At 37.0% G+C, this 11,878-nt stretch carries 12 protein-coding genes and 1 pseudogene; 9 read left to right on the forward strand and 4 right to left on the reverse strand.

Going from position 1 to position 11,878, the window contains the following annotated elements; all coding sequences use genetic code 11:
* Window positions 1-17: 17 nt before the first annotated feature.
* The 5 genes and pseudogenes from NBX03_RS06910 to NBX03_RS06925 all read left to right on the forward strand — a co-directional run bounded on the left by NBX03_RS06910 (window position 18) and on the right by NBX03_RS06925 (window position 2,784).
* On the forward strand, window positions 18-1,040 hold the full coding sequence (locus tag NBX03_RS06910; protein ID WP_250230018.1) for a hypothetical protein: 1,023 nt from the start codon (window positions 18-20) through the stop codon (window positions 1,038-1,040).
* A gap of 56 nt (window positions 1,041-1,096) precedes the next feature.
* Window positions 1,097-1,957: an L-ribulose-5-phosphate 3-epimerase gene (locus NBX03_RS06915; protein ID WP_250230019.1), complete on the forward strand. Its 861-nt coding sequence runs from the start codon at window positions 1,097-1,099 to the stop codon at window positions 1,955-1,957.
* A gap of 217 nt (window positions 1,958-2,174) precedes the next feature.
* Window positions 2,175-2,351, forward strand: coding sequence for a terminase small subunit (locus NBX03_RS16175; RefSeq protein WP_250230020.1), 177 nt, complete (start codon window positions 2,175-2,177; stop codon window positions 2,349-2,351).
* Window positions 2,332-2,481: pseudogene (locus NBX03_RS16180) on the forward strand (hypothetical protein); the annotation flags it as partial. The gene NBX03_RS16175 and the pseudogene NBX03_RS16180, both read left to right, overlap by 20 nt.
* A gap of 18 nt (window positions 2,482-2,499) precedes the next feature.
* Complete coding sequence (locus NBX03_RS06925) at window positions 2,500-2,784, forward strand: hypothetical protein (RefSeq protein ID WP_250230021.1); 285 nt, start codon at window positions 2,500-2,502, stop codon at window positions 2,782-2,784.
* Between the two features lie 69 nt (window positions 2,785-2,853).
* Here NBX03_RS06925 and NBX03_RS06930 read toward each other — a convergent pair whose 3' ends face one another.
* The 3 genes from NBX03_RS06930 to NBX03_RS06940 form a co-directional block, all read right to left on the reverse strand.
* Window positions 2,854-3,225, reverse strand: coding sequence for a hypothetical protein (locus NBX03_RS06930; protein WP_250230022.1), 372 nt, complete (start codon window positions 3,223-3,225; stop codon window positions 2,854-2,856).
* Window positions 3,226-3,958: 733 nt separating this feature from the next.
* Window positions 3,959-4,978 (reverse strand): ABC transporter ATP-binding protein, encoded by a 1,020-nt coding sequence (locus NBX03_RS06935; RefSeq protein ID WP_250230023.1) that lies wholly within the window; start codon window positions 4,976-4,978, stop codon window positions 3,959-3,961.
* 12 nt (window positions 4,979-4,990) lie between these two features.
* Window positions 4,991-5,755, reverse strand: a complete 765-nt coding sequence (locus tag NBX03_RS06940; protein ID WP_250230024.1) for an ABC transporter permease — start codon at window positions 5,753-5,755, stop codon at window positions 4,991-4,993.
* Between the two features lie 324 nt (window positions 5,756-6,079).
* On the opposite strand from NBX03_RS06940, the gene NBX03_RS06945 reads away from it, so the two are divergent.
* Window positions 6,080-7,141, forward strand: a complete 1,062-nt coding sequence (locus NBX03_RS06945; RefSeq protein WP_250230025.1) for an ABC transporter substrate-binding protein — start codon at window positions 6,080-6,082, stop codon at window positions 7,139-7,141.
* A 2-nt stretch (window positions 7,142-7,143) separates the two neighbouring features.
* On the forward strand, window positions 7,144-7,647 hold the full coding sequence (locus tag NBX03_RS06950) for a CD3072 family TudS-related putative desulfidase (RefSeq protein WP_250230026.1): 504 nt from the start codon (window positions 7,144-7,146) through the stop codon (window positions 7,645-7,647).
* A gap of 72 nt (window positions 7,648-7,719) precedes the next feature.
* Here NBX03_RS06950 and NBX03_RS06955 read toward each other — a convergent pair whose 3' ends face one another.
* Entirely contained in the window at window positions 7,720-8,415 is a 696-nt protein-coding gene (locus NBX03_RS06955; RefSeq protein WP_250230027.1) for a GntR family transcriptional regulator, read from the reverse strand.
* Between the two features lie 627 nt (window positions 8,416-9,042).
* On the opposite strand from NBX03_RS06955, the gene NBX03_RS06960 reads away from it, so the two are divergent.
* Window positions 9,043-10,524: a glycine betaine uptake BCCT transporter gene (locus NBX03_RS06960; RefSeq protein WP_250230028.1), complete on the forward strand. Its 1,482-nt coding sequence runs from the start codon at window positions 9,043-9,045 to the stop codon at window positions 10,522-10,524.
* 28 nt (window positions 10,525-10,552) lie between these two features.
* Window positions 10,553-11,878, forward strand: coding sequence for a glycine/sarcosine/betaine reductase component B subunit (locus NBX03_RS06965; RefSeq protein WP_250230029.1), 1,326 nt, complete (start codon window positions 10,553-10,555; stop codon window positions 11,876-11,878).

Raw genomic sequence — 11,878 nt, forward strand, 5'->3', positions numbered from 1 at the left:
TGAAAGGAGATGAACCAATGAAATTCGAAAAAAATCATTTATGTGACCTTAACTATTGCTATGCCGTATCTCCGCTTACAGTAGACGGAAAGGATAAATACGTTTTAGCTACTGATGATACAGGCCCATGCTATTTAATTGATGCAGAGACCTACGAGATTGAAACTGTATGGGAAGAGCCCGGCGGGACCATGTCTATTGTACCCCTTCCGGGAAAGAACGGAGAGTTTCTTGCTTCTCAGCAGTTTCTTCCCGGATTTACAGCATTGAAAGCAAGAATTGTAAGATGCTCTAAAAAGGAAGGCAAATGGCAGGTAGCGCCTTGGATTGATTTGCCTTATGTACACCGCTTTGATATCCTTGAGAGAAACGGCGTATATTATTTCCTCGGCTGTATTCTTACAACCACGGATAAGCCTCAGACAGACTGGAACTTTCCGGGAAAGCTTGTGGTTGCGGAATTAAACAGCAATTTCGACCCGCCGAGGGAGTTTAAAACAATCTCCACAGGAATGACGAAAAACCACGGTTACTGCCGTATTGAAAGAGAAGGCTATCCTGAGGCCTATATTGCCTGTGAGGAAGGTGTTTTTCAGGTGATACCGCCGGAGAATAAAGACAGTCAGTGGACAGTGAATAAAATCCTTGACAAACCGGCTTCAGACGTAGCTTTAGTGGATATAGACGGAGACGGCATAGAAGAGCTTGCCGCCATAGAGCCATTTCATGGTACAGATTTTGTCGTTTACCATAAAGATGGAGAGGAATATAAAGAAATATACAGGTATCCTGAAAAAATGGATTTCCTTCATGTTATATGGGGAGGCTGTCTTAAAGGAGAGCCTGTGTTTTTAGGCGGGTGCAGGGCCATTAATAAAGAATTTTTTGTATTAAGATATAAAGACGGAGAAATAAAAGCTGAAATTATTGAAGAAGGCCATGGCCCAAGCAATGTAGCTATCATAAAAAGAGACGGAAAAGAGCTTATCCTTACTGCCAACAGGGAAAGCAACGAAGGTGCTTTATTTACTGTGTTATAGATATAATGACGATAAAAATTAGCAAATAAATTAATAAGGCAGAAAGGAGCGCGAAAATGGAATCATACCTTTTGGGGCTTTATGAAAAAAGCATGCCCAATAGCTTAACCATAAGGGAAAAGCTGGAGGCTGCTAAAAAAGCAGGTTTTGACTATATGGAGCTTTCCATAGATGAAACTGATGAAAAGCTTTCAAGGCTCGAATGGAAAGATGAAGAAATATTTAAGCTTTTAACGGATATATATGAAACAGGTATCCCTATTAAGTCCATCTGTTTAAGCGGCCACAGAAAATACCCTCTGGGGCATTTAGATAAAGAAATACAGAAAAAAAGCCTTAATATTATGGAAAAGGCGATTGCTCTTGCTGAAAAGCTAGGGGTAAGAATCATTCAAATAGCAGGCTATGATGTATATTATACGGAATCTACAGAGGAAACGAGGGCTATATTTGCTAAAAACCTGAAAGCTTCCGTTAAAATGGCGGCAAAGAAGGGCATAATCCTTGCTTTTGAAACCATGGAAACAGAATTTATCAATACTGTAGGTAAGGCCAATCAATGGGTAGTCCAAATGGATTCTCCATATCTTCAAATATATCCCGATATTGGGAACATAACAAATGCCGCAAAGGTCTACGGTACAGACGTACTGAAGGATTTGAGAAGCGGAGCAGGCCATATCTGCGCCCTTCATCTGAAAGAAACCGTTCCTAATGTTTTTAGGGAAGTACCTTATGGCACAGGCCATGTAGATTTTCCTAATGCAATTGCAACGGCTTATGAACTTGGGGTAAGGCTCTTTGTAGGGGAATTTTGGCATTTAGGAGAAGAAAATTGGCCGGAGGTGCTTAAAGATAATAATTTATTCCTCAGAGATAATATCAAAAAGGGAATGAAAATTATAAATTGCAATTAAATATATCTATATAGTCAAGACATGTTTAAGCGAGTATACATCTATGATATCCTGTAATTGGTAAAGTTAACTAAATGACTGGCTTCTTTACCTTGCATACCTCTTTAAAGCCCTGGCGGTGGCTTTGTAACTGCCACAAATAATAATCCTTTCTTAAAAGACAGCCACCAAGCTGTCTTTTTTGTATAAAAAACTATAAAGTTGAGGTGATGATTATATGAAGTTAAAAAACGAACGACACGAATGCTTTTGTTACAAATATATAATAGACTTAAATGGTACGCAGGCGGCCATAAGAGCCGGATACTCCGAAAAAACTGCAAGGGTAACAGTCGCAAAATTACTAACAAAAGCTAACATTCAAAACAGAATTTCAAAGTTACAAGGCCGATAGGTCAAAGCGAACTGGAATTACTCAAGACATGGTTTTAAAGGAGCTTGCGCATATTGCTTTTGATGATATAGATAACTATCTTGAGTTTAAGACCGAAAAGTACCTATTAAAGTCTTGGATATGGTTTTAACCGAATATAGGACGCTTATTGATAAGCGAGAGAGTAAAAGAGTTTGCAGCAGCCGGCAGAGAAGCAGGGGACGCCTATGCCACAGCATTTAACAGCGCCGTAGCTAGCATCATGGCTTCCACCGACAGCTATTCGGCTTCTGCAGCAAGCGCCCAAATGGCAGCCTTGACCCAACGTCCATCTGTAACTACGAATAATGTGCAGCTCTATCAAAGCATAAACACCCCCCCATTGCAAGCCTTGCTAAAGTGGCGAGAGAAAGTAAAAAGGCATTGGAAAATGCTGTTAAGTATTTATAGGTAAAAAGGAATAGCCCTCATATTTATTCTGTAGGGGGCTATTCCTTGAGCTATATGCTTACAACTATATTATCTAATCCCTGCTAGTCCTTATCACCTTTCGGACATTTAGTCCAGTGGCAGTAGCATGAACAGTGGTAGTGGTATTTATCATATTGGGGTTCGTGTTTATCGCATTGGGGTTTGTGTTTATCGCATTGGGGTTTGTGTTTATCGTATTGGGGTTCGTGTTTATCGTATTGGGGTTTGTGTTTATCGCATTGGGGTTTGTGTTTATCGCATTGGGGTTTGTGTTTATCGTATTGGGGTTTATGTTTATCGTATTGGGGTTCGTGTTTATCGTATTGGGGTTTGTGTTTATCGCATTGGGGTTCGTGTTTATCGCATTGGGATTCACATTTGTCACAGTGGAAACATTTTTTCTTGCAGTTGAGGCCACACTCACTCATTTTTTTCACCTCTATCTTGTAAATTTATGCTGATATTTTTTTGTAGCATACTATAGGTTATGGACGAACTATGCGTAAGTTGTGTCCGATTTTAAATGTTTATCAAAGACTAAGGACTGATGCTATGCAACGATTAAAATATATAAATTCCCGCGGTTTTGAGATGAAGTTTCTATCTAACCCTTTTGTTTTCTGAAAATTATACGGCATAACCTCTAGTGTTGTCCGTTCACATTCGACTCTTGGAATCAACTATAACAAAACTATGCCAATGCCTAACTAACAATTTAAGTTTTTATACTGTCTCATGATAGGCTATCTTAAGGGTCTCTTTTTTTATTAAAAAAGCCCCAGGCTAAGGGGCTTTTTTGTTACCGTCAAAAATCCGTCAAAAATAACTGACAAGAATTAGTAAGACACAGAAAAAAACTAAAATAAAAAACGGCTATTTTACATGATTTGCATGCAGAAACAGAAAATTAATACACCACATAATATAAGGAATTTATGCAAAGCAAAAATTTGCTTTATTTTTTTATTTAATTGCTTTAGCGTATAAAAAATCTCCGGCTATGCCGGAGAGAGTAAAAAACAAAGGAAAAACAATGAGAATTTTCACTTAGCGAAATACTGTAAATGGTATTTTAACCCAGTCAGGTTTTTTCAGCTTTTCCATTTGACAATACTATTATTTCATATGAATTCAAGTATAGCAGAAACTTTAATAGCTTATTTGCTTAAATGAACGATGTCTTCATAGTTAATTTTTAGATATATGTTTTCTCCTTTTTCAAAGGATTCTGTATGGTCGTTTACTCTGTGGACTTTTAAAATATAATCGTTAATATTTACAATATATTGAATAAAGTTACCGTGAGGGATTATATCGAGAATAATACCTGTATATAATTTGCCTTCCAAAATACCTTCTTCCGTATTTTTAGGGAAAATTTTAATGATTTCAGGTCTTATGGCAGCATAAGGGGAAGGGGATTGCCTTTGAAACACTCTTAAAAAATCCTCTTCAGAAAATAGATTATAATCCCCTATGAATTGGGCGGCAAAATATGTTTTAGGCATATTGTAAATATTTATGGGAGAATCATCTTGAATGATAGAGCCTTCATTCATAATGAATATTTTATCGGAAAGAACCATTGCCTCCTGCTGGTCATGAGTTACGAAAATAGAGGTCATATGCATCTTTTCATGGATATTTTTAATCCGCATTTGCAGTTCTTTTCTAAGCTTTGCATCGATTGCGCTTAAAGGTTCGTCATAAAGCATAATTTTAGGATTTGTGACGATGCTTCTGCCGATTGCTACTCTTTGCTTTTCTCCGCCTGATAATTGAGAGGGGTATTTTTTCTCATATCCTTTAAGGTCTACAATATCAAGGGCTTCTGTTACTTTAAGCTCTATTTCTTTTTTCGTAAGCTCTTTTCTGGATAGGCCGAAGGCAATATTTTCATAGACAGTCATCGTGGGAAACAAACTGTACTGCTGAAAAATCATGCCCATATTTCGATTTCTGGGCTTTATGCCTTTAATAGAGCTGCCTTCTAAGATCATATCTCCCGAATCTATATTTTCAAGGCCTGCAAGGCATCTTAACAATGTGCTTTTTCCGCAGCCGGAAGGACCAAGCAAAGTAATAAAACTGCCTTTTTCTATAGAGAAATTTATATTTTGCAGAATTTTTTGTTTTCCATAGCTTTTATTTATGTTTTGGAGAACCAAATAAGACATAAGTAATCTCCTTTAATTTGTTCTGTCCTGATACCTAAGGGCGCGTTTTTCCATTATATCAAGTATTTTTAAAAATACACTTCCTGCAATCAGCATAAGCAAAAGGCAGGTCATAACTCTTTTGATATTATAATAAGACGTTGCAAAAGAAATCATCCAGCCGATACCGGCGGAAGCCCCCAGATATTCTCCTACAATAGCCCCTACCAACGCAGCCCCGATGCCTCCCTTAAGCCCTGAAATAATCCATGGGATGCATAAAGGAAAGATTACCTTATAGATGATTTTAAAATCATTGGCACCTAAAAGCTGAGCGGCCTCTTCCATTTCTTTACCGACATTTTTAATTCCGCCGTAAGTTGCAAAAAATATCAGGAAAAAGGCCATAATGCTTGACATGAAAACTTTAGAAGTTAACCCTATGCCAAACCATAATATGTAAAGGGGGGCCAAAGTAAGCTGGGGAATGCTGTTAAGAGCAGCAATAACAGGCTCAAAAATCTGGCCTAGAAACTTAAAATAGCTTAATATAAAAGCCAATATAATACCTGATAATGTACCGAAAAAAAGCCCCAAAGCGGCCTCCTTTAAAGTAATAAGAGAGTGCCGCATTAATTCTCCGCTTGCATAAAACTCTATAAAGTCTTTAAAAATATCTGACGGACAGCTGATATATATTTTATTGATTAAGCCTAACCATACGGATGTCTCCCAGAATAAAAGAAACAAAACGATGGTTAAGGTTCTCATTAAAAGCTTCTTAAAATAATCATTCATTGGAACTCTCCTGAAATTATTAAAAATATTTAAATTAAGTGAAATTTCTTTAGAAAAATACGCTTTAAATATTCTAAAGTATTCTTAAACTTCTGTTCATGCATTTCTTTTTAGGAAATGTATTCGTGAATTAAATCAGCCAAAGCCTAAGTTGACTCATATTCTACCATAATTTAAGTTCAATATAAAATTATAGTTATTTATACATTCATATCGTAAATATAACAAAATTCGATATAATTAACGGCGGAAATGTATTTATTCGTGATTGTTTTACTGTATAATGATAGAGCAAAATATAACACACTAAAAAAGGAGAAACATATGAAAAAATTAATTAAAAGCACTATTTTACTTATACTTGCGGCAAGTATGTTAACGGCTTGCAGCGGCGTAGCTCAAAAAAATGAACCGGTAGAAAAGCCGGCAGCGGGAGAAGAATCTAAAGAGCCTGAAAAGAAGGAAGAAGAGAAAGAACTTACAAAAATAAGGATTTCTGACCTTAGGAGCGAGTTCTGGCTTCCTGCTTACGTTGCCCAGCAATTAGGCTATTATGAAGAGGAAGGCCTTGAAGCAGAATTTGTTACATTTAAAGACGGCCCTGTTGCTTTTCAGAGTATGCATGCAGGAGAAATTGATTTTTGCATGTTATCTACAGAGCCGGTTTTAATTGGCTATGACAACGGATTAAAATCAAAGATATTATTTACAGTGTTAAAAAACAAGCCTTTTATGTTAATTTCCAACTCCGAAATAACAGAAATTTCTCAGCTTAAAGGTACTAAAATTGCCGCAGGGACTCCCGGCTCCGGCCCTTATGCGTTCATAACCTCTATTCTTAAGAAAAACGGAATTGACCCCTTAAAAGAGGTAGAGCTTATTAATATGGATTATAATGCTACTCTTGTTGCCCTTGAGAATAATCAGATTCAGGCTACATTTTTCGATTCAACAAGAAAAAATGACGAGGCCATAAAGAATGCAAATGTGCTTGTGGATACTACAGACGAAGCCACCCATAAAGAAATTTACGGTTCAACGCTTTATGAATCTTCCGTAGTTACGACAACTGAAAAAATAGCTTCTGAAGAGCCTGAAAAGGTTCAAAAGTTTACAAATGCCATAGCAAAAGCTTTTAAATGGCAGAACGAGCATACTGACGAGGAAATAGCAGAACTTATTGCGCCTTTATTTGAAGGCACGGATATGACTGCCATTATCCCTGTTACAAGGTCTTCTTTATCGAAAGATGGAATCATTTCAGAGGAAGGATACAAAACCATCGTTGATTTCTGCATTGAAGAAGACATTATAAAAAATGATATTCCTTTTGAAAACATCATAGATAATTCCTTTATTGAAAAGTCTTGGAAGGAAATTAATTAAAAATGGAACGAAGCAAAAAAATAGCTATTCTTGCCCATTGCATTTTGAACTGCAATTCCAAGGTAGTGGGCCTTTCGGGATACAAATCAAGCATAAGGGAAATCATCAATAAATACATGAATGAAGACATTGCTATTATCCAGCTTCCCTGTCCGGAATTTACTTTTCTGGGGCTTAAAAGATGGGGAATGACAAAAGAACAGTATATGCATAATAAATACCGTAATCATTGCAGAGAACTTTTAATGCCTTATGTAGAGCAGATAAAAATGTATCTTGAAGAGGGTTATGAGATTATAGAATATATGGGAGTGGATCATTCTCCAAGCTGTGGGGTAAACTATTCCTGCAGAGGATATTTAGGCGGCGATGTGTGTAACGGCAGAAACAGCATAGAGACTGTTTCCGAAGAAATGGGTGTATTTACGGAAGAATTTAAAGCACTTCTGGATAAGGAAGGTATTTCCATTTCTTTTAAGGCTATCGATGAAAAAGAATATTATTAACCTTAATAACAAAACCCCGGTAATATAAATATTACCGGGGTTTTGTTATGGTTTATAAATAAATTTTTACTTTTACAGTGTATAGTCTTCATTATATATTTTAGTATAAAGCTCTTTTTTGTAAACGGTTAAATGCTTTTCAAGTATATCTTGGGCCTTGGCAATATCCTTATTTTCCAATGCGAAGATATATTCTATATGCTCTTTTGCCTTATCTTCGAGTTTTCCCAAAGTGCTGGTATTTTGGTTAAGCGCAATAATAAGCTGCATGAAAATATTATGAAGCATACGGGAACGCCTTGGGCTTTTTGCAATATCCCATAAATAAGTATGGAATTCTAAATCCAGCTTATTGAGAGTAAACACATCGGAAGAGTGATCTGTCTTTTCGGCATTTTTCAACATATTATCGGCAAGCTGTTTCATGTTTTCAATATGCTCTTCATTAATATAATTATTTACTATAGCAAGTCTTATAATATCCTTTTCAAGAGATATTCTGATATCGAATATTTCATCAACATCTTCTTTGGTGAACATGGATACCAAACCGCTTTTTCTCGGCTTATGCTCTATTATTCCAGCTGCTTGAAGCTCGCTCATAGCTTCCCGTATAGGGGCTCTGCTTATATTAAGCTCCGAAGATATAGCATATTCATTTATTTTATCCCCTGCAACCATATTCCCAGATAATATTTTATCCTCAATATATCGGACAACGGCCTCAGAAAGACTCAATGTATAATTGGAAATGCCATTTTGACTCAAATTTATCACTCCTTGTTGTTAGCTCTTTAATGTTACTTCATCACAAGTAAATTTTCAATAGCTTATTCTTAAAACCTACGTTTACTTTCAGGGGTATTATAAATAAATGGCGATTAAATAAATAATAAAAGCGTTTGAACAGGACAGCAATTTGAAACGGTAAAATTATAGTTAAAAATATCCCTTGGTAAAAATAAATAAAAGTCATTATTTTAGAGCATATTGAAAAGAGCCGTTTTTAGAGATACTTTCTAAATTAAATGCCGATTTAACATAAAAATTATATTTTTAGGACATTTATAAATAAAAAATTAACAAAATATTTTATTTCAGTCGACTGTTTACTGTTTACTGTTGTCTTTAAGGAGATATTGTATTATAATTTTTCATAGCGACAATAATAAAGCATCAAAATTTGTTATTAGTCAATAAATCAAATAATTTGCCGAGAAGCAGCCACATGATTCTTTACAATATCTCCCGATACATCTTCTCTGTTAAGACAGCGGCTGCTTCTCTATTTTGGTTATTTATAGATAGAAAGAAAAAATTAATTGCCATAAGACATATTTATATATATTTAATGCCTTATGTAAGCCTATCCAATAAAAACCAAAGGAGGACACTATGGATAGTTCTAAGAAGAATAAAGGAAATGAAGTCTTTTTCATTTCTCTGGTTATTGTGCTTGCCATTTCTCTAATGGGCATAATTTCTCCGGAAAACCTTGGGGGAATAGCCGACTTTCTTTTTGCACAAATAACCGAAAAATTTGGATGGTACTATTTGGTGGTAATGTTTTTTTTCGTGGCATTTATGCTTTTTGTTGCTTTTAGCAAATATGGAAGCATAAGGCTAGGAAAAGATACGGACCGGCCGGAGTACAGCTATGGATCATGGTTTGCAATGCTTTTTTCCGCAGGAATGGGTATAGGTATCGTTTTCTGGGGAATAGCGGAGCCGCTTAACCATTATATAAACCCTGACGGTATTGCAGGCGCAACACCAGAAGCAGCAAATTTCAGTATATTTTCCTCGTTTTTCCACTGGGGGATACACCCTTGGGCAAATTATTGTATAGTTGCGCTGCCTTTAGCCTATATGCAGTTCAGAAAAGATAAGCCCGGCTTAATAAGCAGTATTTTTATACCGCTGGTAGGAGAAGAAAAAATCAAGGGGCCTATAGGAAAGACCATTGACATCTTTGCCATATTTGCTACTGTGGCAGGGGTAGCGACATCTCTTGGCCTTGGCGTTATGCAGATAAACAGTGGCTTGAATTTTCTTTTCGGGATACCTCAGAACATGTTTGTTCAGACCGTAATAGTTATTATTGTATCAGTGATATTCATCTGGACAGCCATAGCCGGAATTGACAAAGGGATTAAGTTTTTATCGAATATGAATATTGCTTTATGCTTTTTCTTAGTATTGGTTGTCTTTATCTTAGGACCGACCATACCTATTCTTAATTCATTTGTAAATGGATTAGGCCAGTATATATCAGGCTTTGTATCTGAAAGCTTGAGAATTAGTTCTACCGGTGACAATACATGGATAAATAAATGGAGAATTTTCTACTGGGCTTGGTGGATTGCATGGGCGCCTTTTGTTGGAATGTTTATAGCAAGAATATCTAAGGGAAGAACCATTAAGGAATTCATCTTAGGAGTTACAATTGTCCCTGCTTTAGGGTCATGTTTATGGTTTGCAGTATTTGGTACAACTGGCATTAGCATGGGGCCGGAGATAGCGGAGGAAGCCATTAAAGTAACAGAAACAGCTTATTTTATAATTGTGCAGCATTTGCCTTTCGGTGGATTTTTATCTTTAATTACTGTTGCATTGCTTTGTACGTTTTTTATCACATCTGCCAACTCAGCTACTTTTGTATTAGGGATGATGGCAAGCAATGGGAATTTAAACCCAAGCAATTCCATGAAATTCCTATGGGGGGTTATTCAATCTATGATGGCTTTAGCCTTAATGTTTGCAGGCGGGCTTTCGGTGCTTCAAACAGGCTCTATCGTTGCATCGTTTCCTTTAGCTATAATTATGGTATTTGCATGCTTTTCACTGATTAAGGCGCTGAAAAGCGAGAAAATATAATTTATATTTATTTGAAAGGAGTGTTTAAATGAAATTAACACTTGGCAATTTTTATGTCAAAGAAATTGTTTTTGGAGAAAAAACATCTTACAATAACGGAATCCTCACTGTTAACAAAGAGGAAGCCCTTAACGTCGTAAAAGAAGACGAGCATATTACATTTGCTGACCTTCATATTGTAAAACCTGGAGACAGCGTAAGGCTCTGCCCTGTAAAGGAGGCTATAGAGCCAAGATACCGCGTAGGAGGCGGCCCAGTATTTCCTGGCGTTACAGGAGAGCTTTTACAATGCGGCAACGGAACTACTTACGCCCTTAAAGATATGAGCATAATCGTTGTAGGAAAACATTACGGCGGTTTCCAAGACGGATTAATCGACATGAGCGGCGAAGGTGCTAAATATACTTATTATTCTCAGCTTAAAAATCTTGTTTTAGTTGCAGATTCAGACGAAGAATTTGAGCGTTTTGAACAGCAGAAGAAAAACAAAGCGTTAAGATGGGCAGGAATGAGACTTTCCGAATACATCGGCGCATGCCTTAAAGACTTAAAGCCGGAAGAGGAAGAAGTTTTCGAACTTGAACCCTTAACAAAGAGGAGCAAGGAAGTAAATGGCCTTCCATCTGTAGCTCTTGTGTTACAGCCGCAGTCCCAGATGGAGGAAGACGGCTATAATGATTTAAATTATGGCTGGGATACGAACCATATGCTTCCTACATTTATGCATCCCAATGAAATTCTTGACGGCGCTTTAATATCCGGTTCTTTCATGCCTTGCTCTTCAAAATGGGCTACTTATGATATGCAGAACTTTCCTATGATCAGAAGACTTTATGAAGAACATGGAAAGACCATTAATTTTGCGGGTATTATCATGTCCAACCTTAATGTTGCCCTTGAGCAAAAGGAAAGAGCTGCTCTTTTCGTAGCTCAGATAGCAAAATCCTTAGGCATCGATGCAGCAGTAGTTGCAGAAGAAGGCTACGGTAACCCTGATGCAGACTTTATAGCATGTATCGTTGCCCTTGAGAATGCAGGGGTTAAGACGATAGGTCTTACAAACGAATGTACCGGTAGAGACGGCGCAAGCCAGCCTTTGGTTACTTTAGATGAAAAGGCAAACGCCATTGTTTCCTGTGGCGACGTATCCGACTTAATCGAGCTTCCTGCTATGGATTTAGTTTTAGGTGAGCTTGATGCCCTTTCGAGAGACGGAAATTCCGGCGGTTGGGATAATGATGAGAAGCTGGGGCCATCTGTACGCCCCGATGGTTCAATAATTATGGAGAATAACGGCATGTTCTGCGGTGATCGAGTTGTTGGCTGGTCAACCAAGACAATGGTTGAATTTTAG

It is taken from the genome of Anaeropeptidivorans aminofermentans (assembly GCF_940670685.1).
Lineage (GTDB): Bacteria > Bacillota > Clostridia > Lachnospirales > UBA5962 > Anaeropeptidivorans > Anaeropeptidivorans aminofermentans.

Excerpts from the sequence above, each read along its gene's own strand:
- NBX03_RS06910 (WP_250230018.1), top strand. The coding sequence starts at position 18 with ATGAAATTCGAAAAAAATCATTTATGTGACCTTAACTATTGCTATGCC.
- NBX03_RS06915 (WP_250230019.1), top strand. The coding sequence starts at position 1,097 with ATGGAATCATACCTTTTGGGGCTTTATGAAAAAAGCATGCCCAATAGC.
- NBX03_RS16175 (WP_250230020.1), top strand. The coding sequence starts at position 2,175 with ATGAAGTTAAAAAACGAACGACACGAATGCTTTTGTTACAAATATATA.
- NBX03_RS06935 (WP_250230023.1), bottom strand. The coding sequence starts at position 4,978 with ATGTCTTATTTGGTTCTCCAAAACATAAATAAAAGCTATGGAAAACAA.
- NBX03_RS06940 (WP_250230024.1), bottom strand. The coding sequence starts at position 5,755 with ATGAATGATTATTTTAAGAAGCTTTTAATGAGAACCTTAACCATCGTT.
- NBX03_RS06945 (WP_250230025.1), top strand. The coding sequence starts at position 6,080 with ATGAAAAAATTAATTAAAAGCACTATTTTACTTATACTTGCGGCAAGT.
- NBX03_RS06950 (WP_250230026.1), top strand. The coding sequence starts at position 7,144 with ATGGAACGAAGCAAAAAAATAGCTATTCTTGCCCATTGCATTTTGAAC.
- NBX03_RS06960 (WP_250230028.1), top strand. The coding sequence starts at position 9,043 with ATGGATAGTTCTAAGAAGAATAAAGGAAATGAAGTCTTTTTCATTTCT.
- NBX03_RS06965 (WP_250230029.1), top strand. The coding sequence starts at position 10,553 with ATGAAATTAACACTTGGCAATTTTTATGTCAAAGAAATTGTTTTTGGA.